This window comes from Mesorhizobium sp. B2-4-13 (genome assembly GCF_006658535.1).
In the GTDB taxonomy this organism is placed as follows: domain Bacteria; phylum Pseudomonadota; class Alphaproteobacteria; order Rhizobiales; family Rhizobiaceae; genus Mesorhizobium; species Mesorhizobium australicum.
The window spans coordinates 344351-364957 of the sequence record NZ_VFVB01000002.1 but is presented as its reverse complement, the minus strand read 5'-3'; the positions used below and the strand labels follow the sequence as shown (position 1 = coordinate 364957).

The window sequence follows — 20607 nt, the reverse complement described above, 5'->3', positions numbered from 1 at the left end:
ATGGCAAAGGGGAATCACAAAAGGGTGCGCGGCAAGCCGCAGGCCCATAGCCTGCTGGAGCACTACCAGCCGATCGACGGCGTCGTCGACGAGATGGTCGACGCGTCAGGCAATCCCCGTCCGGTCTGGAAGCATTTTGTCGAAGCGCTGGACGAACTCGGGGCCGAAAAGCTCGGCCAGCGCTTCGCCCGCGCCGACCAGTATCTGCGCGATGCCGGTGTCTACTACCGCGTCTACGACAAGGCGGGCGCCAACGAGCGCGAATGGCCGCTGGCGCATATTCCCTTGCTCATCGAGGACAGCGAGTGGCAGGCGGTCAGCGCCGGCTTGGTGCAGCGCGCCGAACTGTTCGAGGAAATTGTTGCCGATATCCACGGGCCGAACCGGCTGGTCGAAAAAGGTATCCTGCCGGCAGGACTGATCGCGGCGAGCCCTGAATATTTGCGGCCCGTGGTCGGCACCAGGCCGGCCGGAGGGCATTTCCTGCACTTCTGCGCCTTCGAACTCGGCCGCGGTCCGGACGGCCGCTGGTGGGTGCTGGGCGACCGTACCCAGGCGCCTTCGGGCGCCGGCTTCGCGCTGGAAAACCGGGTCGCCACCACGCGCGCTTTGTCCGACATCTATGGCGAGATGCATGTGCACCGGCTCGCCGGCTTCTTCCGCCGCTTTCGCGATGCGCTGATCGGCATGGCAAAGGAGAGCGACGGCCGCGTCGCCATCCTGACGCCGGGGCCACTCAACGAGACCTATTACGAACACGCCTATATCGCCCGCTACCTCGGCATCATGCTGCTCGAAGGCGAGGACCTGACCGTTTCCGGCGGCAGGCTGATGGTGCGGACCGTGTCCGGCCTGATGCCCATCAGCGTGCTGTGGCGGCGGCTCGATGCCGCCTTCGCCGATCCGCTCGAGCTGCGCCCGGATTCGCAGATCGGTACGCCGGGGCTGGTCGAGGCGATCCGGCAAGGCTCGGTGTCCACCGTCAATGCGCTGGGCTCGGGCCTGATGGAGACGCGCGCGCTGCTCGCCTTTCTGCCCAAGATCGCGCGCGAATTGTGGGGCGAGGAACTGCTTTTGCCCAGTGTGGCGACATGGTGGTGCGGGCAGGAGACGGAGCGCGCCCATGTGCTCGCCAATATCGACCGCATGGTGGTCGGCCCGGCGCTGTCGACAAGACTTGCCTTCGAAGATGACGGACAGACGAAGCTCGGCTCGGCGCTGTCGGTCGGGGAGCGGGCGGAACTGGTGGCGCGCATCGAACGCGACGGCGAGGCCTTCGTCGGCCAGGAGGCGGTGACGCTTTCGACGACGCCGGTCTATGTCGGCGGCTGGCTGGAACCGCGGCCGGCGAGCCTGCGCGTCTATCTGGCGCGTACGCCCGAGGGCTGGACGGTGATGCCGGGCGGGTTTGCGCGCGTCGGCCTATCGCTCGACCCGACGGCGATCGCCATGCAGCGCGGCGGCCAGGCGGCTGATGTCTGGGTGGTCAGCGACAGACCCGTGGAGCGCGAGACGCTGCTGCCGCAGGAGAGCGACAGCTTCAACCGGACGAGGCCCGGTAGCCTGCCCAGCCGCGCGGCGGAAAACCTGACCTGGCTCGGCCGCTACATCGAACGCTCGGAAGACACGGTGCGTATCCTGCGCGCCTATCACGTGCGGCTCGCCGAAACGTCCGATCCGGACATGCCGCTGCTGGCCGATATCAGGGATTATCTCGAACCGTTCGGCATCGATGTCGAAACGGCGATCCCGCCAGGGCTGATCGGCACGCTCGACAGCGCGGTGTACAGCGCCGGCCAGATCCGCGATCGTTTCTCGCCGGATGGCTGGCTGGCGCTCAAGGATTTGTCAAAAACGATCCATCAGTTCGCCACAACCGTGGCGCCCGGCGACGATGCGACGCGGGCCATGACCGTGATCCTGCGCAAGCTTGCCGGATTCTCGGGCCTTTTGCATGAGAACATGTACCGCTTCGCTGGCTGGCGTTTCCTCGAGATCGGCCGGCGGCTGGAGCGCGGCATTCAGATCGCCAGCACTCTGGCCCGACTGACCAGCAGCAAGGCGCCGGACGGGGCGCTGGACATGATGCTGGAGATCGGCGACAGCGTGATGACCCATCGACGGCAATATCCGGTGCAGGCCGGCCGGCGCACGGTGATCGATCTCCTGGCGCTCGATCCGCTCAATCCACGCTCCATCCTGTTCCAGCTCGAGAGGCTGAAAGCAGAGATAGGGCTGTTGCCGGCGACCGGCGGCGAGGGGCACATGTCGGCGGCGGCCAAGGAGATCCTGCAGCTCAACACGTCCATCGCCATCAAGGAACCGGCAGACATGACGGTGAAGGCGTTGAACGATCTCGCGGGCGAAATAGGCGGGCTCTACAGCAGCCTCGCCAAAGCCTATTTCGGCTAGAAAGAGATGGCCATGCTGTACGACATCAGGCTTCTGCTCCACTACGACTATGCTGCCGCTGCTGGCGGCGGACGCCATCAGGTGCGCGTGCTGCCGTCGACCATTGACGGTGTGCAGCGTGTCATCGCCGCTTCGCTTTCTTTTTCACCGGCACCCAACGAACGGTCGGATTTTTCCGATTTCTTCGGCAACAATGTCACATCGATCGCGTTTCGCGACGCCCATGACACGCTCGACATCAGGATGAGCGCGCGTGTGTCGGTGGCGCGGCCCGAGCCAGGGCTCGATGTGTCGCCCGATCTCCGCCGCCTTCGACAGGATCTGGCCGCCGTGCGGTCGCTTGCGCCTGCCTCGCCGCACCATTTCCTGGCCGCCAGCAGCCATGCGGGCATTGATGCGGCGATCACCGCATTCGCGCAAGACAGCATCGGAAACTCGGCCGCGGGGACGGCGATGAACCTGTGCAATCGCATCCATCGCGATTTCACATACGATGACGAGGCGACCACGGTGCGGACCCGGGCCAGCGACGCCTTCCAGCTGAAGCGGGGCGTCTGTCAGGATTTCTCGCACATCATGATCGCCGGCTTACGCGGGCTCGGCATTCCGGCGGGCTATGTCAGCGGCTTCCTGCGCACCATTCCGCCCAAAGGCAAGCCCCGGCTGGAAGGCGCGGATGCCATGCATGCCTGGGTCAAGGTCTGGTGCGGGCGTGATGCCGGCTGGCAGGAGTTCGATCCGACCAATGGCATGCGGGCCTCCAACGACCATATCACCGTTGGTTACGGGCGCGACTATTCGGATGTGGCGCCCATCGTCGGCGTGCTGAAGACGACTGGCGGACAGGTCGGCGACCAGGCGGTCGACGTCATCCCGGTCGTGCTCGAAAAGGCGTGAAACGGGGCGCACTAACTTGCCCGGCGCCGCGAGTTCTCACAAGGATGGGGCAGACTTCTCAGACATCGATGCGGTCACTAGAGCAGCTCACCGGTTCACGGAAAAGGCGAGCCGATCCAAGTCTTTGATTTCGCGCAATTCCGGACGGGAAAAGCCGTTTCACACTTTTCCTGTAAGTGCTTAGTCTGTATTCGCCTTAAGGGGAGAATAGTCTTAGGCTGCCGCGCACAGGCATGAGGTTTGTCATTGAAAGCTGTCAGCGTCGTCATACCCGCCTACAATGCGGCGGCAACGATCGCTAAAACGCTGGCCTCGCTTGGCGGAGAGGCCGGGTTTATCGGCGAGGTCCTGCTGGTCGACGATCAATCGACCGATGGCACGGCCGATGCAGCCCGGCAGGCCGCGGCGCAATCATCGCTGCCTTTGCGTGTGCTGCCCGCCAGTTGCCGCGACGCCGGCGGCGCCCGCAACCTGGCGCTTGATGAGGCAGCCCATCCGTGGGTCTACCTGATCGACGCCGACGACCTGCACCTTCAGGGCGGCTTAAGCTCCTTGCTGTCGCAGGCGGAAACCCAGCCCAAGGCCGACATGATCGTCGGTGCCTTCCGGCGCAGGGTGAACGGCCAGGATCGGCAGATCAAGGTGCCAAACGGCTACACCGCGGCCTGCCTCACCAACGCCTCCGCCTACGTGAAGGGGGATATACGCTCGGTGGCGGTGGGCAGCGTGCTGGCTTCCCGGCGTCTCATCGGCGAGACCCGGTTCCCCGTCGGGCTCGCCTTCGACGAGGACACGCTGTTCTGGGCGCGGCTGATGAGCAAGGCGTCGCTGGTCATGGTTCAGCGCCCCGTCATGATCTACGAAGTTTCAGCGGAGCGTTCGGACGATCGCTTCACGGTCAACCCGGTGCGGCGCTTCCTGGACTGGCGCCGGGAGCTGCGTACGCTCACCGATTGCGGCATCCCGATTTCGGCACTGAAAGCCAGGGAGGGCCTCGTCGCGCTCAAGATCGCCCGTGTCCATTATGCGCGGGGCGACCTGGACATGGCCACGCGCTTTCTCGCAATAGCCTCAGTGGCGCCGAAGCGGCGCTCGGAAGCCTGGCGATGCCTGCGCTACAAATTCAAGCTCGCGGCGCGGCGCCGGCTGTCCCTTCCGCCGACACAGATGCAGCGCGCATTGTAGGCCTGACCGACGCCACCGGGATTGCCTTCTTTTCAGACGGGGTGTGGAACCAGCGGTCAGCCCGCAGCTTATCTACGGATATTTCGCGTGGAGCTTACATGCTGCAGAGAACCGGATCGTCGCGGAGCCGATTGGCCGACGGTAATAGCGTACCCAAGAATGGAGCACAGATTTCCGCCAGGGATGCCGCGCTGACCTATGTCAGCGATGCCGAGCCCGGCATCCGCCGGCTGAAGGCAGGCAAGGGATTTGCTTACAAGGCACCGGACGGGAAAGCGGTCTCCGATGCCGACAGAGCGCGCATCGCGGCGATCGTCATACCGCCGGCCTGGACCGATGTCTGGATTTCGCCCGATCCGAACGGGCATATCCAGGCGACCGGGAGGGATCAGCGGGGGCGCAAGCAGTATCGCTATCATCCGCAATGGGCCGAGGAGCGCGACGGCGCCAAATATTCGAGCCTCGTGGCTTTCGCCGAAAGCCTGCCGGACCTTCGGCGCAGGATCGACAGCGACCTGCGTCGTCACGGCCTGCCGCTCGAACGCGTCGCCGCCGCGGTGGTCTGGCTGCTCGACAACACGATGATCCGCGTCGGCAATGCCGCCTATGCTCGCGACAACAAGAGCTTCGGCCTAACGACATTGCGGGACCGGCATGTCGATATCAAGGGATCGAGCCTGCGCTTCGCCTTCAAGGGCAAGTCCGGCAAGGAATGGAAATTGAAGCTGGTTGACCGCCGGATCGCGGGGATCGTTCGGGGCGCGCAGGACCTGCCGGGCCAGAAACTGTTCCAGTATCTCGACGAGGACGGCAACAGACGCCCTGTCCGCTCCGACGACGTGAACCACTATATCCGCGAAGCGGTCGGCGATGCGTTCAGTTCGAAGCACTTCCGCACATGGGGCGGCACCATCCACGCCGCGTCGCTGTTTGCACAGACGGAACTGCCTGAAAGCCAGGCACAGCAAAAACGGGTGATGAACAACGTCATCGACAAGGTGGCCGAACGGCTGGGCAATACGCGCGCAGTCTGCCGCCAATGCTATATCCATCCGCAGGTCTTCAAGGCTTGGAGCGAAGGACGACTGCTTGCCGAAATGGCGGAAGCCAACAAGCGCAAGCGATCCATCGAAGGCCTCGATGAGGAGGAAGCGCTCGTGTTGAGATGGTTGAAGACGCAGGAGGACCGATCGGCGGCAATCGGCGGCCGCTGAATCCGCGGCGTCTCGATTTTTTTATCGACGCCATGTCGGCATCGGCCCTACTGTTTCGTCCTTTGCTACAGAAAGGACCGTCCATGCTCTACGCCATCCTCTGCTACGCCTCCGAAGATGTCGTCTGTTCCTGGAGCAAGGAACAGGACGACAAGGTCATGGCCGACCTGCTCGGCGTTCAGGAGAAGTATGCCAACGCCGGCCGGCTTGGGCCCGTGGCGCGGCTTTTGCCGACGACGGCGGCAACGACGCTGCGGAAAGTGAAAGGTGAATCGCTGGTCATCGACGGGCCGTTCGCCGAGACCAAGGAACAGTTCCTCGGTTTCTACACGCTCGATTGCGCCGACCTCGACGAGGCCGTCGAATTCGCCCGTGAGCTCTCCGAGGTCAACCCAAGCGGCGGTTCCTACGAAATCCGCCCTGTATCGGTGTTCCATCCGACCAGGGTTCCGGCATGACCGAACTCGCCTGGATAAGCTCCGCGATCAGCGCTGCCCGCCCACAGGCGATGGGCGCGCTGCTGCGCTATTTCCGCGATCTCGACACGGCGGAGGAAGCTTTCCAGGACGCCTGCCTCAAGGCGCTGAAGAACTGGCCGCAAAACGGGCCGCCTCGCGATCCGGCGGCCTGGTTGATCTTCGTCGGCCGCAACAGCGGCATCGACGCGGTGCGCAAGCGTGCCAAGCAGGCGCCGATGCCGGAAGAGGACCAGGTTTCCGATCTGGAGGACGCCGAAAGCGACATCGCCGAGCGGCTGGACGGAGCGCACTACCGCGACGACATATTGCGGCTGCTGTTCATCTGCTGTCACCCTGATTTGCCCGCAACGCAGCAGATCGCGGTGGCGCTGCGCGTCGTCTCCGGCCTCACCGTCAAGCAGATCGCGCGCGCCTTCCTGGTCGGCGAGAGCGCGATGGAGCAGCGCATCACCCGCGCCAAGGCGCGCATCGCGGACGCTGGCGTGCCGTTCGAGACGCCGGGCGCGGTCGAGCGCTCCGAGCGGCTCGCTGCGGTCGCGTCCATGGTCTACCTGATCTTCAACGAGGGCTATTCGACCAACAGCGGCGAGGCGCCGGCTCGCGCGCCCTTGTGCGAGGAAGCGATCCGGCTTGCCCGGCTGCTGCTGCGGCTGTTCCAGACCGAGCCGGAGATCATGGGGCTGACGGCGCTGCTTCTGCTGCAGCACGCACGCGCACCGGCACGTTTTGACGATGATGGCGAGATCGTGCTGCTTGAGGACCAGGATCGAAGCCTGTGGAGCCGCAAGATGATCGACGAAGGGCTGGCGCTCGTCGACAAGGCGCTGCGCCATCGCAAGCCAGGTCCCTATCAAGTCCAGGCGGCGATCGCAGCGCTCCACGCGCGGGCCGAGAAAGCCGAGGACACCGACTGGGTGGAGATCGACCTGCTCTACGGCCTGCTCGAGCAGATGCAGCCGTCGCCGGTCATCACGCTCAACCGTGCGGTCGCGGTCGCCAAGGTGCGCGGACCGGAAGCGGCGCTGGCGATGATCGAGCCGCTCGAGCCGAGGCTTTCGGGCTATTTCCATTTCTTCGGCCTCAAGGGCGGGCTGTTGATGCAACTCGACCGGGGCGAGGAGGCACGCATTGCCTTCGACCGCGCCATCGCGCTCGCCAATACGGCGGCGGAAGCTGCCCATATCCGCATGCATATCGACCGTCTGATCAAGGACGGCGCCGTACGCACGCCGGCGAAAAAGGCAAACTAGGCCCCTACGCCCGGTCGGCCCGAGCATCGCCTGGCTCAATCGTGCAGCCCGGGCTTGGACCATGCCGGGGTGGCGATTCTCCCCTGAAACAGGTAATGGCACGCCATGACAGCCCCTTCCAGCCGCGACGGCGCCGGGAAGGCATGGCGCAAGGCGTTGACCCGCGCCCTATGAGCGGCGGGATTCTGAAAGGGACAGAAATGACGATAGCGAAGGAAACGGCCGAGCTTCTGGCGAAACTGGGCGTGGCCAAGGAGGCGCTTGACGGCGGCGACCTGATCGTGCGCAGTCCGGTGACGGGTGAGCGGATCGCGGCGCTGAAGACGATCTCGCCGGCCGACGCGGCAAAGACCATCGATGCGGCCCACAAGGCGTTCCAGTCCTGGCGGCTGGTGCCGGGTCCCAAGCGCGGCGAACTGGTGCGGCTGCTGGGCGAGGAACTGCGTACGCACAAGACCGAGCTTGGCCGGCTGGTGTCGATCGAGGTCGGCAAGATCCCGTCCGAAGGGCTCGGCGAAGTGCAGGAGATGATCGACATCTGCGATTTCGCCGTTGGTCTGTCCCGGCAATTGTACGGCCTGACCATCGCCACCGAGCGTCCGGGCCACCGCATGATGGAAACCTGGCATCCGCTTGGCGTCGTCGGTGTCATCTCCGCATTCAACTTCCCGGTCGCGGTGTGGTCGTGGAATGCCGCACTGGCGCTGGTTTGCGGCGATGCAGTGGTATGGAAGCCGTCGGAGAAGACGCCGCTGACCGCGCTTGCCTGCGAGGCGATCTTCAAGCGTGCGGTCAAGCGCTTCGGCACTGACGCACCGCAAGGACTGGCACCGGTTCTGATCGGCGACCGTGCGGTCGGCGAAATCCTGGTCGACCATCCCAGGGTGCCGCTGGTCTCGGCCACCGGTTCGACTCGCATGGGCCGGGATGTCGGTCCGCGCCTGGCCAAGCGTTTCGCCCGCGCCGTGCTGGAACTGGGCGGCAACAATGCCGGCATCGTCTGCCCGACGGCCGATCTCGACATGGCGCTGCGCGCCATCGCCTTCGGCGCCATGGGCACCGCCGGCCAGCGCTGCACGACGCTGCGCCGCCTGTTCGTCCATGACAGCGTCTACGACGCCTTGGTGCCGCGACTGAAGAAGGCTTATCAGAGCGTCTCGGTCGGCAATCCGCTGGAGACCTCGTCACTGGTCGGTCCGCTGATCGACAAGGCCGCCTTCGATGCCATGCAGAAGGCGCTGACGGAGGCGGCCGCGCATGGCGGCAAGGTGACTGGCGGCAGCCGGGTCGAGAACGGCCATCCCGATGCCTATTATGTGCACCCGGCGCTGGTCGAAATGCCGAAGCAGGTTGCACCGGTGACGGAAGAGACCTTCGCGCCGATCCTCTATGTGATGAAGTATTCCGATTTCGACGCCGTGCTCGACGAGCACAACGCGGTCGGCGCCGGCCTGTCGTCGTCGATCTTCACCCGCGACCTGCAGGAATCCGAGCGCTTCCTCGGTGTCGACGGTTCGGATTGCGGCATCGCTAACGTTAATATCGGTACTTCCGGCGCGGAGATCGGGGGCGCTTTCGGTGGCGAAAAGGAAACCGGCGGCGGCCGCGAGAGCGGTTCAGATGCGTGGAAAGCGTATATGCGGCGCGCCACCAACACCGTGAATTATTCCAAGGCGCTGCCGCTCGCCCAGGGCGTCTCGTTCGACATCGATTGAGAACGCCGGCCCGGTTCGGGTGTCGTTGCACACCCGAACCGTTTGCGACCGGAGGTTGATTGCTGAGTGCAGTTATGCTACCATTTTCCGCATGGTGCCGACATGCGCCGATGACCCGCCGCAAGGCGGTTTTTTTGTTTCACGGTTCTTGTGTTTGGCTGGTTGTAGCCAACAGGCAGGTGACGCCGGCGACGCGGTTAAACCGCTCTACGGCATGTCGCGGCGAATAGGATTCGCCCGACCTGCTGTAAGCCCCTGATTTATGCAGGTCGTTGGCCCGGAGCCGGGTGCCATCCATTAAGTCCCTGTTTTTACGCGATTCCGGGCGGAAACATACCCTTCCTGGAAGCGCTTTGGAAACGGCCAAAAAGCACGCGCAGGTTGACAACCTTCCGGTTGCTGCAACATCCTGCCGATCTTTGACTCGGAGGTAGTTATGACTGTTTCGATCAACCGCCGCGCCTTTTCCATGGGCACAGGAGCTTTGGCTTTGGCCGCCGCCGGCCTTTCGCCAGCGCACGCGCAGCAGGCTTTTTTCCGCATCGGCACGGGTGGAACGTCCGGCACTTACTATCCGGTGGGTGGCCTGATCGCCAACGCCATCTCGGCAACGGGGCCGGCCGGCGTCGAAGGCCTGGTCGCCACCGCCACGTCCTCCAATGGGTCGGTCGCCAACATCAGCGCCATCCAGTCGGGCGCATCCGAATCAGGGTTTACGCAATCCGATGTCGCCTACTGGGCATATTCGGGCACTGGCCTCTATGAGGGCAAGCCCAAGGCCGATGACCTGCGCCTCATCGCGACGCTCTATCCCGAAACGATCCATCTGGTCGCCCGAGCGGATGCCGGCATCAAGACGGTGGCGGACCTGAAGGGCAAGCGCGTTTCCCTCGACGAGCCGGGCTCAGGGACCATTGTCGACGCGCGCCTCGTGCTCGGCGCATACGGGCTGACGGAGAAAGATGTGCAGCCCGAATACCTCAAGCCCGGTCCGGCCGGCGAGCGGCTCCAGGATGGCGCCATGGACGCCTATTTCTTCGTCGGCGGCTATCCGACCGGCGCCATCGTTGAACTTGCCAGCACCAACAACATCACCCTGGTTCCAATCACCGGCCCCGAAGCCGACAAGCTCCTGTCCGAGCAGAAGTTCTTCTCCGCCGACACCGTGCCGGAAGGCACCTACAAGAATGTCGGCGAGACCAAGACCATATCCGTCGCCGCGCAATGGGTGACCAGCGCCAAGCAGACCGACGACCTCGTCTACAAGATCGTCAAATCGCTTTACAGCGACGCGACCCAGAAGGCGCTGCAGGCCGGCCATGCCAAGGGCAAGCTGATCACGCTCCAGAACGCGGTCACCAGCGCAGGCATTCCGTTTCATCCCGGTGCGGAGAAATTCTACAAGGAAGTCGGCGCCCTGAAGTAGGAGCTACCAGCGCGTAGGACCGATGGACGACAGCGAGGCGGGAGGCGTGCTTTCCGCCTCTTTTGCCTGGAAACTCAGGACACGGAACCGGCCATGAGCGACGATGACAAAATCACGCTTTCCGCGATGGAGTTCGATGAGGAGAAAGCTCGCGAACTGGAGGAGAAATTCGACTCCGAAATCCGATTCCGGCCGTTGACCCAGGCCGCGGGCTGGCTGGTCGGCTTCCTCCTGGTGGCGCTGTCGCTGTTTCACTACTACACCGCCGGCTTCGGATTGCTGCAGGAGATGCTGCACCGAGGCATCCATCTGTCGATGGTGCTGGCGCTGATCTTCCTCGTCTTCCCGCTGGTGAAGAAGGGTTACGACCAGCCCGCGCAATCCAGCTTCCTGCGGCCGCTTGGCATACCGCTTTTCGACTGGCTGCTGGCGCTCGCCGCCGTGGTGGCCGTGCTGCACGTGCCGATGATCCCGCTCGACGATCTTGCCTTCCGCGTCGGCAACCCCACGACGCTCGATGTGGTGTTGGGCGTTATCCTGATCCTGCTCCTCCTGGAAGCGACGCGCCGCTCCGTCGGCATCCCGCTGCCGATCATCGCGTGCATCTTCATGGCCTATGCACTGTTTGGGCGGTACATGCCGAGCATTCTGGTGCACCCCGGCGCGTCCGTTTCCCAGCTTGTCGATCACCTCTATCTGACGACGCAGGGAATCTACGGCATCGCGCTCGGCGTCGTCGCCACCTACGTCTTCCATTTCGTGCTGTTCGGCGTCTTCGCAACCCGCATAGGCCTCGGCCAGCTCTTCCTCGACTGTGCCGCCTGGGTCGCCGGCCGCTACGCCGGCGGTCCCGCCAAGGTATCGATCTTCGGCTCGGCATTGTTCGGCATGATCTCCGGCTCGTCGGTCGCCAACACCGTCACCGTCGGCTCGCTGACCATCCCGGCGATGATCAAGCTCGGCTACAAGAAACATTTCGCCGCGGCGGTGGAGGCGGCGTCCTCGACCGGCGGTCAGGTCACGCCGCCGATCATGGGCGCGGCCGCCTTCCTGATGATCGAATTCCTCGAACTGCCCTACACGACCATCATTCTGGCCGCCATCGTGCCTGCCTTCATGCATTTCTTCGGCGTATTCATGCAGGTGCATTTCGAGGCCAAGCGCACCGGCCTCCGAGGGCTCAGGCCGGACGAGATGCCCGACGTCGTCGAGGCGCTGAAGCGGGACTGGCCGACGATCATCCCGCTCGTCGTCCTCATCGGCGTCCTGCTCTCGGGCTACACGCCCTACATGGCCGCCTTCTGGGGCATCACGCTCTGTATCGCCGTCGGCCTGCTCAATCCGCGCCGTCGCATGTCGGTTGCCGACATCGCAGTATGCCTGCGCGACGGCGCCAAATATGCGCTCGCCGTCGGTGCCGCGGCCGCCACCGTCGGCATCGTCGTCGGCGTCGTCACCCTGACCGGCGTCGGCTTCAAGCTATCCTACATCGTCACCTCGACGGCAGGCCAGTTGTCGCTCCTGTTCGGCACCTTCATCCCCGAGTCGATCTTCTCGGCTCAGGGCCTGACGCTGCTGTTCACCCTGCTCATGACCGGCGTGGTCTGCATCCTGATGGGCTGCGGCATCCCGACGACGGCCAACTACATCATCATGGTGACCATCGCGGCACCCGCGCTGGTCATGCTGGGCACCGAACCGATCGTCGCCCACTTCTTCGTCTTCTATTACGGCCTGCTGGCCGACATCACGCCACCGGTGGCGCTGGCCGCCTATGCGGCGGCCGGCATGGCGGGGGCGGACCCGTTCAAAACAGGCAACACCGCCTTCCGGTTAGGGTTGGGCAAGGCGCTGGTTCCTTTCGTGTTCGTCTTCTCGCCGTCCCTGCTGCTGGTGACAAAGGACTTCACCTGGCCGAATTTCTTCCTGGCCTTTGGCGGCTGCGTGCTTGGTATCACCTGCCTCGGGGCCGCCCTGTCGCGCTATCTGCTGGTGCGAACGCGCCCATGGGAGAACGTGCTCCTGGTATTTGCCGCCCTGCTGCTGGTGGCGCCCGAGCTCTATTCCTCGCTGCTCGGCCTGGCGCTCGTCGTTCCCGTCGTGCTGCGCCATTGGAGCGCACGTCATACCGAAGAGGCGCAACCAGTCTGACCAGCGCCGCTCCCGCGCGATCGACGCTTCAAATAGGCCTGCATCAGCTTCACAAGTTGGGAGGTGGCGGGACTCGGCGGTCGGTGGAAAAACACGCTGCAAAGGCGCTGTCGACGACGGCCAGCTTGGCGGCCTGGACGATCATGTATTCCTCGTAGAATCCGTGCGACACCCACATCACCGAATTGCCGCGCTGACCAAGCCAGCCAATGCTGCCGAGTTCCTCCGCCGTGCGCAGTTTACGGCTGAGATGGGTCCGCGACAGCTTGAGCCATTTGGCGAAGTCGCCGATCGAAACCACGCCGGTCGGAATTCGCTCCAGCCCGGCATGGTCGGGGTTGATGCCCGACATCAGCCAGTCCATGACGATGCCGCCATTGTTGAGCCAGATGAAAAGGGAAAAGGTCTGGTTGGGTTCGCGCACCGGCTTTGAGGCTAGCAAGCCGTCAGCCACCAGCGGCTGCAGCGTGGCAAGCATGTCGGGCCGCTCCAGGAACCTGGCCAGCCGGTTGCCGCCATCGATATGGTCGAGCGTGCGCAGATGGGCTGTTACCCAGCCGGTGAATCGCTCAATCGTCGCCGCCGTCGGTTGCAGGGGATGCGTGCGGCCGTCCCCACCCGCCACATACTCGGCGATGTTGTAGTGCAGCATCTCCTTGATGAAGGCGTCCGCCGTGTTGCGGCTGGCCACGGCGTTCTTGTGCACGACCTCGATGAAACGCGATACGGTCAGGTCCTTGCGGCGGTCGTTCGGGTCGCGCCTGAAGTGCATGGCAAGGCCGACATGGCCCAACAGCCAGCGTTGCTGCGTGGCAAAGACGGAAGCCAGCCGCGGGCTTTCCTCATAGATGCGGATCAGGGACTGCGACTGTTCCTGAACGTAGCGGTGCAAGGCTGGATGGCCGGCTATGTCTTGCGGATTCAGCGATGATCTCCCGATGCCTTGAATCAACTCGCATGGCGAGATTGCGTTCCCCATTTCCAGTCTTCGACATCTGTGTCCAGACGTACCAACTACGAAGAACAGGGCCAGCCGAGACACAGATCCACGGCAACGGTCATGCGTCTCGTTTGCCACGGCTTGAGAACCCCTTCCCGAATCGTTAGCCGAACGGCGAGATCCAGCCGCAGCGTGGCGCAACGGTCGTCAAGGGCGTTTCCAGTTTCTGGCCCATGGCGGCATCTTTCACCTCCATCAACCAAATGAGTCCCAGCCAGGTCGAATTAACCGTTGGACAGGTTGAAGCCCTTGCGGGTTCCGCCGATTTCGCAAGGCCGTGCCACTTTGCCAGGTGGGACGGACGCCTTCACTCGGCCGCCTGAACCCGACAGGCCTGGATGATCGTGCGGATTTCCGACCGGCAGGAACCGCAATTGGTACCTGCCTTCAGCGTGGCGCCGATGGCTTCGACACTGTTGCAGCCGGCCGCCACGGCCGCGGTAATCTGGTTCACCCCGATGTTGAAACAGGAACAGACGGTCGCGCCGGCATCGGGCCGCTCGGCACCGGCACGGCCGGCGACGATCCTGAAGCGTTCGCGCTGGCTGGCGTGGACCTCGCCGAGCTGCTCGGCGGCCCAGCCGCGCGACACCGCGACCGGACCGGGTGCGATGAACAAGGCACCCGCCAGATGCTCGCCTTGGAAGGCGGCGATGCGGTGCTGGCCGGCCTCGCGGTCGTGATAGGCGAGCATTTCGGCATCCGCGGCATCGAAGTGAGAGCCGGCGAAGGCCGTCCAGTCGATATCGTCATTGGCAAAGGCCAGTTCGACCCGCCAGCCGCCCCGGCATCTGGCGGTCGCCCAGTAGTCGGCGGCCATCGTCACGGGCCTTTTGCGTGTCACGGCAAAGCCAAAGGCCCCAGCGGTGAATTTCTCGATGCGAGCGGCGACATGCTTTAGCGCCGGCTGCCCCGACACGGGATCGGCAAGCGACGCTGTCAGCGTGTCGAGCCGGCCCCTGGCGGCGAACTGGTCGGTCCAGTGCATCGGGGCGAACAGGCTGCCCGGGCGCTGGCGCGTTGTCACCAGCACGCGGACCAGCACTTCGCCGCGCGGAGTCGAAACGCGCGCGATGTCGGCGTCGCCAATGCCGTGGCGTTGTGCATCCTCGGGATGGATTTCGACGAAGGGCTCGGCGATGTGCTGGGACAGGCGCGGGCTTTTGCCGGTACGCGTCATGGTGTGCCAATGGTCGCGGATCCGGCCGGTGTTGAGGACGAGCGGGAAGGCGGCGGTGATGCGGGTCTCGACGGTTGGGCGCAGAGCGATGAAGCGGGCCTTGCGGTCGGGCGTGTAGAAGTTGCCGTCGGCGAAGAAACGGGTTGGTTGGCGTTCAATCGAAGTGGCCCCCTCTGGCCGAGTTCCAGCCTGAGCACCCCCTTCTGATTGAAGCTGAGCTTGAGCACCCCCCTCTGGCCTGCCGGCAGGCCAGAGGGGGGTGCCTGGGCTCGGCGCCGGCCAATGGAACGGAGCCAATCCTTCGTAGTCCTCAACATCGATCGCAGCATAAGCGCTGATGTCGAAATCCCGCTCGCCATCATTTTCGAACCCCGACAGCGCGGCGTGCTCGGCAAAGATCCCCGCCGGGCTCTTATGCGCAAACGCCTCGCCAAAGCCCATCCGCCTTGCGACTTCCGCAATGATCCACCAGTCGGGCCGCGCCTCGCCGGGGGCGGCCAAAAACGGCCTCTGGCGCGAGATGCGGCGCTCGGAATTGGTGACGGTGCCGTCCTTCTCGCCCCAGGCCGTGGCCGGCAGCCGGACATGGGCGTGGCGGACCGTGTCGGTCTCGGCCAGCACGTCCGACACCACGACGAAGGGGCAGGCCTTGATCGACGCCTCGACTGCCCCTGCATCCGGCATGGAATCGACCGGGTTGGTGGCCATGATCCACAACGCCTTGATGCGCCCATCGGCCACCGCCTTGAACATCTCGACCGCCTTGAGACCGGGCTCCCCGGCAATCGCCGGCGCCTTCCAGAAGCGCTGCACGCGTTCGCGATGCCCGGGGTTTTCGATCTCCATGTGGGCGGCGAGCATGTTGGCCATGCCGCCGACCTCGCGGCCGCCCATGGCGTTGGGCTGGCCGGTGACCGAGAAAGGGCCGGCGCCCGCTTTTCCGATGCGGCCGGTGGCGAGATGGCAGTTGATGATGGCGTTGACCTTGTCGGTGCCCTGGGACGACTGGTTGACGCCCTGGCTGTAGACGGTGACGGTCTTTTCCGTCCTGGCGAACAGGCTGTAGAAACGGCTAAGTTCGTCCTCGCTGAGGCCCGTGGCGGCAGCGACGCCGGCAAGGTCCAGCGTCGAGGCGGCGAACAGGGCTTGTCCGAATCCGGCCGTATGCGCCGTGATATAGGCACGGTCGAGCGCATTGTGCTGGCCGAGCCAGGCGAGCAGGCCGGTGAACAGGGCGACGTCGCCATCCGGCGCGATCGCCAGATGCATGTCTGCGATGTCTGATGTCATGGTACGGCGCGGATCGACCAGCACGATCTTCATCTCGGGCCGCTTTTCCCGGGCAGCCGCGATGCGCTGATAGAGCACGGGATGGCACCAGGCGAGATTGGAGCCGACCAGCACGATCAGGTCGGCCAGCTCCAGATCCTCGTAGGTTCCCGGCACAGTGTCCGAACCAAACGCGCGGCGATGGCCGGCAACCGACGAAGCCATGCAGAGCCGCGAATTGGTGTCGATGTTGGCCGAGCCAATGAACCCCTTCATCAGCTTGTTGGCGAGATAATAATCCTCGGTCAGCAACTGGCCGGAGACGTAGAAGGCGACCGCGTCGGGGCCATGTTCGGCGATGGTGTGCTGGAAGGTCGAGGCGACGACGTCGAGCGCCTCGTTCCAGCCGGCGGGGCGGTCGTGGATTTGCGGATGGAGCAGCCGGCCGTCGAGGTCGATCGTCTCGGCCAGTGCGGAGCCCTTGGAACAGAGCCGGCCGAAATTCGCGGGATGATCGGGATCGCCGCGGACAGATACCTGCCCGTCCGCGGTGATCTTCGCCAGCACGCCGCAGCCGACCCCGCAATAGGGGCAGGTGGTCCTCACCTCGCGCGCTGCGTCAATCTCCATGGTTCAGGCCGCGCGGCTGGCCAGCGCTTCCAGCGCGACGAACAGGTGCTCGCCCTCCCGCTTCACGGGAATCGTGCGCACGGCGCCTTCGTCGGCGCCAAGCGCCTTACCCGTCTCCAGCGAGATCACCCAATTGTGCAAGGGGCAGGTCACCGCCGCGCCATGGACAATGCCCTGGCTCAGCGGTCCGCCCCTGTGCGGGCAATGGTCGTCAATAGCGAAAACCTGATCCTCGGCGGTGCGAAAGACAGCGATCTTGCCTTGCGGGGTGGCGACACAGCGCGCGCCACGGCGGGGAATGTCGGAGAGGGTGCCGATCGATGTCCAGGTCATAGGTGTGCCTTTGCTTGATAGGATTGCGCCAAGGCGCCCCCCTCTGTCCTGCCGGACATCTCCCCCGCAAGGGGGGAGATTGGCAGCTTGAGCGCAGGCGCATTTTCTTCAGCGCTGGAGATTGGCGAAAGCAGATATGACATCCGATCTCCCCCCTTGCGGGGGAGATGGCCGGTAGGCCAGAGGGGGGTGCCTCGCGCTGACATCGCCATCACTCCGCCGCCTGCGCAAACCCGACCGACGCCATCGGCCGAAACTCGTGCTTGTCCTTGCCGGACACGCGCTCGGACCAAGGGTCGACCTGGGCGAATTTTTGGGAAAAGACAAAGCGGTCGTAATAGGCCTCGCGCTTCTCGCCATCGTCCATGATCTGGCGCTTGATCTCGGCGATGCCGATGCGCTTGGCCCATTTGTAGATGCGTTCGAGATAGCGGCCCTGCTCGCGATACATCTGCGTCAGCGCAACGATGTGCTCCAACGCCTCGTCCTCGGTCCTGACCATGCCGAGCACCTCCGTGCCCTTGATGTCGAGCCCGGCGGCGCCGGCGAAATGGATCTCGTAACCGCTATCGACGCAGATGACGCCGACGTCCTTGCAGGTCGCCTCGGCGCAATTCCTCGGGCAGCCCGACACCGCCATCTTGACCTTGGCCGGCGTCCACGAGCCCCACATGAACTTCTCGATGCGGATGCCGAGACCTGTCGAATCCTGCGTGCCGAAGCGGCACCAGTCCGAGCCGACGCAGGTCTTCACCGTGCGCAGGCCCTTGGCATAGGCATGGCCCGAGACGAAGCCGGCCTGGCCGAGGTCGGCCCACACCGCCGGCAGGTCCTCCTTGCGGATGCCCAGCATGTCGATGCGCTGGCCGCCGGTGACCTTGACCATCGGAATCTCGAATTTGTCGACGACGTCGGCGATGGCGCGCAGTTCGGCTGCATTGGTGACGCCGCCCCACATGCGCGGCACCACCGAATAGGTGCCGTCCTTCTGGATGTTGGCGTGGACGCGCTCGTTGATGAAGCGCGACTGGTAGTCGTCGGCATACTCGTCCGGCCAGTCGCAGACGAGGTAGTAGTTAAGGGCCGGCCGGCATTTGGCGCAGCCGCAGGAGGTCTTCCACTCCAGCTCCTGCATGACCGCCGGAATGGTCTTCAGCCCCTTGGCCTTGATCAGCCTTCGCACGTCGTCATGGCCGAAAACGGTGCAGGAGCACATGGGCTGCACCGCGGCCGGGTTGTAGGTGTCACCAAGGGTCAGCACCATCAGCTTTTCGACCAGCCCGGTGCAGGAGCCGCAAGACGCCGACGCCTTGGTGTGGGCGCGCACGTCGTCGAGCGAAGTCAGGCCCTTGCCCGTGATCGCGCCCGTGATCTTGCCCTTGCAGACGCCGTTGCAGCCGCAGATTTCCGCATCATCCGGCAAGGCTGCAACGGCCGCCATAGGGTCCAGCGGGGCACCCCCCTGGTAGGACTGGCCGAAGATCAACGTATCGCGCATCTGCGATATGTCGGTCTGTTTCTTCTTCAGGTCGTTGAACCAGGTGCCGTCCGATGTCTCGCCATAGAGCACGGTGCCGATGATGCGGTCATCCCTGAGCACCAGCCGCTTGTAGACGCCGGCCGAGGCGTCGCGCAGCACGATTTCCTGGCGGTCGTCGCCATCGGCGAAGTCGCCGAGCGAGAAGAGGTCGATGCCGGTGACTTTCAGCTTGGTCGGCGTGTCCATGTGGACGAAGGCGGCGGTCTCGTCGCCGGCAAGCTGATGAGCGGCGACACGCGCCATCTCATAGAGCGGCGCCACCAGCCCGTAGACCATGCCGCCCACCTCGGCGCATTCGCCGAGTGCGTAGATATCCGGGTCGTTGCTGCGCATCCCGGCATCGACGACGATGCCGCGGTTGACGGCAATGCCTGCATCCCTGGCCAGTGCCGCATTCGGCCGGATGCCCACCGCCATGACGACCAGCGTCGCCGGGATGATTGTGCCGTCGGCGAGTTCCACCTGCTCGACTTTGCCATTGCCGGTGATTGCCTGCGTGTTGGCCTTGGTGACGACCTTGATGCCGCGCTGCTCCACCGCGCGCTGCAGGAGGTAGCCGGCGGCCGGATCGAGCTGGCGTTCCATCAGCGTCGGCATGACGTGCAGCACGGTGACATCCATGCCTTGCGCGTTGAGGCCGGCCGCCGCCTCCAATCCGAGCAGGCCGCCGCCGATGACGACGGCCTTGGCGCGCGACTGGGCGGCGAGCATCATCGCCTGAACGTCGTCGAGATCGCGATAGGTCAGCACGCCCGGCAGATTGTGGCCGGGCACCGGGATGATGAACGGCACCGAGCCGGTGGCGATGACAAGCTTGTCGTAAGGCTCGGTGACGCCGTGGTCGGAGGTGACGGTCTTCGCTTGCCGGTCGATGGCCATGATCTTGTGGCCCTTGTAGAGGGTGATGTCATTGGCGATGTACCAGCCGTCGCCATGGATGATGATTTCCTCATAGGCCTTCTCGCCGGAGAGCACCGGCGACAGCATGATGCGGTCGTAATTGACCCTGGGCTCGGCGTTGAAGATGGTGACGGCGTAGCGGCCTGGCGCCTGTTCCAGCAGATGCTCCAGCATGCGCCCGGGCGCCATGCCATTGCCGATGATGACGAGTTTTTCGGTCATGGCGTTACTCCGCGGCTTCGACGAAGCGGTGGCGTTCGTAGAGAAACTTCAGCACCGCCTCGCGGCAACGCAGGAATGTCCGGTCGGAGGCAAGTTCGATGCGTCGGCGCGGCCGCGCCAGAGGCACGGGCAGCACCTCGCCGATGGTCGCCGCCGGGCCGTTGGTCATCATGACGATGCGGTCGGACAGCAGCACCGCCTCGTCGACGTCATGCGTGATCATAATCGTCGTCGAACCGAGCCTGGAATGGATGTCCATCACCGCGTCCTGCAGATGGGCGCGGGTCAAGGCGTCGAGCGCGCCGAACGGCTCGTCGAGCAGCAGGATCTTGGGTTCCATGGCAAGCGCCCTGGCAATGCCGACGCGCTGTTTCATGCCGCCGGAGATTTCGGCCGGCCGCTTGTCGCTCGCATGCGCCATCTGCACGAGGTCGAGATTGCGCATGATCCAGTCATGCCGCTCGGCCTTGCTCTTCGAGCGGCCGAAGACTTTCGACACCGCCAGATTGATGTTCTCGTAGACGGTCAGCCACGGCAGCAGCGAGTGGTTCTGGAACACAACGGCGCGCTCGGGGCCGGGGCTGTCGACCTCCTTGTCCTCCAGCAACACCGCGCCGGCGGAAACCTTGGTCAAGCCGGCGATCAGGTTGAGCAAGGTCGACTTGCCGCAACCGGAATGGCCGATGATGGAGACGAATTCGCCCTTGTCGATGGTCAGCCTGATGTCCCTCAGGACTTCGCTGACCTGGCTGCCACGAGCGAAGGATTTGTCGATATGGTCGAGCTTGAGATAGGCGGTCATGG

Annotated in this window: 14 protein-coding genes; 9 read left to right on the top strand and 5 right to left on the bottom strand. The window is 64.5% G+C overall.

Going from position 1 to position 20607, the window contains the following annotated elements; all coding sequences use genetic code 11:
• The 9 genes from FJ936_RS05920 (at window position 1) to FJ936_RS05880 (ending at window position 12729) form a co-directional block, all read left to right on the top strand.
• Window positions 1-2412: a circularly permuted type 2 ATP-grasp protein gene (locus tag FJ936_RS05920; RefSeq protein WP_141906222.1), complete on the top strand. Its 2412-nt coding sequence runs from the start codon at window positions 1-3 to the stop codon at window positions 2410-2412.
• Window positions 2413-2424: 12 nt separating this feature from the next.
• Window positions 2425-3309, top strand: a complete 885-nt coding sequence (locus tag FJ936_RS05915) for a transglutaminase family protein (protein ID WP_141906221.1) — start codon at window positions 2425-2427, stop codon at window positions 3307-3309.
• Window positions 3310-3555: 246 nt separating this feature from the next.
• On the top strand, window positions 3556-4494 hold the full coding sequence (locus FJ936_RS05910; RefSeq protein WP_140792792.1) for a glycosyltransferase family A protein: 939 nt from the start codon (window positions 3556-3558) through the stop codon (window positions 4492-4494).
• A 98-nt stretch (window positions 4495-4592) separates the two neighbouring features.
• Window positions 4593-5708, top strand: coding sequence for a DNA topoisomerase IB (locus FJ936_RS05905; protein WP_141906220.1), 1116 nt, complete (start codon window positions 4593-4595; stop codon window positions 5706-5708).
• Window positions 5709-5791: 83 nt separating this feature from the next.
• On the top strand, window positions 5792-6166 hold the full coding sequence (locus FJ936_RS05900; protein ID WP_015315946.1) for a YciI family protein: 375 nt from the start codon (window positions 5792-5794) through the stop codon (window positions 6164-6166).
• Window positions 6163-7437, top strand: coding sequence for an RNA polymerase sigma factor (locus tag FJ936_RS05895; RefSeq protein ID WP_015315947.1), 1275 nt, complete (start codon window positions 6163-6165; stop codon window positions 7435-7437). The genes FJ936_RS05900 and FJ936_RS05895 overlap by 4 nt, the downstream gene beginning before the upstream one ends.
• A gap of 200 nt (window positions 7438-7637) precedes the next feature.
• On the top strand, window positions 7638-9152 hold the full coding sequence (locus FJ936_RS05890; protein WP_140619496.1) for an aldehyde dehydrogenase family protein: 1515 nt from the start codon (window positions 7638-7640) through the stop codon (window positions 9150-9152).
• 436 nt (window positions 9153-9588) lie between these two features.
• Window positions 9589-10578 (top strand): TAXI family TRAP transporter solute-binding subunit, encoded by a 990-nt coding sequence (locus FJ936_RS05885; RefSeq protein ID WP_141906219.1) that lies wholly within the window; start codon window positions 9589-9591, stop codon window positions 10576-10578.
• A 93-nt stretch (window positions 10579-10671) separates the two neighbouring features.
• Window positions 10672-12729 carry a TRAP transporter permease gene (locus FJ936_RS05880; protein ID WP_140875284.1) on the top strand — a complete coding sequence of 686 codons (2058 nt, stop codon included), beginning with the start codon at window positions 10672-10674 and terminating at the stop codon, window positions 12727-12729.
• A gap of 49 nt (window positions 12730-12778) precedes the next feature.
• On the opposite strand, the gene FJ936_RS05875 is transcribed toward FJ936_RS05880, so the two are convergent.
• The 5 genes from FJ936_RS05875 to FJ936_RS05855 all read right to left on the bottom strand — a co-directional run bounded on the left by FJ936_RS05875 (window position 12779) and on the right by FJ936_RS05855 (window position 20605).
• Window positions 12779-13708 (bottom strand): hypothetical protein, encoded by a 930-nt coding sequence (locus FJ936_RS05875; protein ID WP_141906218.1) that lies wholly within the window; start codon window positions 13706-13708, stop codon window positions 12779-12781.
• A 328-nt stretch (window positions 13709-14036) separates the two neighbouring features.
• The gene (locus tag FJ936_RS05870; protein WP_141906217.1) at window positions 14037-16808 is read right to left on the bottom strand and encodes a nitrate reductase; all 2772 of its coding nucleotides are present in this window, start codon (window positions 16806-16808) and stop codon (window positions 14037-14039) included.
• Between the two features lie 3 nt (window positions 16809-16811).
• Complete coding sequence (gene nirD / locus FJ936_RS05865; protein ID WP_140661842.1) at window positions 16812-17141, bottom strand: nitrite reductase small subunit NirD; 330 nt, start codon at window positions 17139-17141, stop codon at window positions 16812-16814.
• Between the two features lie 211 nt (window positions 17142-17352).
• A complete protein-coding gene (gene nirB, locus FJ936_RS05860; protein WP_141906216.1) occupies window positions 17353-19803 on the bottom strand; it encodes a nitrite reductase large subunit NirB in 2451 nt (816 codons plus the stop codon).
• A 4-nt stretch (window positions 19804-19807) separates the two neighbouring features.
• Window positions 19808-20605, bottom strand: coding sequence for an ABC transporter ATP-binding protein (locus FJ936_RS05855; protein ID WP_140792812.1), 798 nt, complete (start codon window positions 20603-20605; stop codon window positions 19808-19810).
• Window positions 20606-20607: the final 2 nt, after the last annotated feature.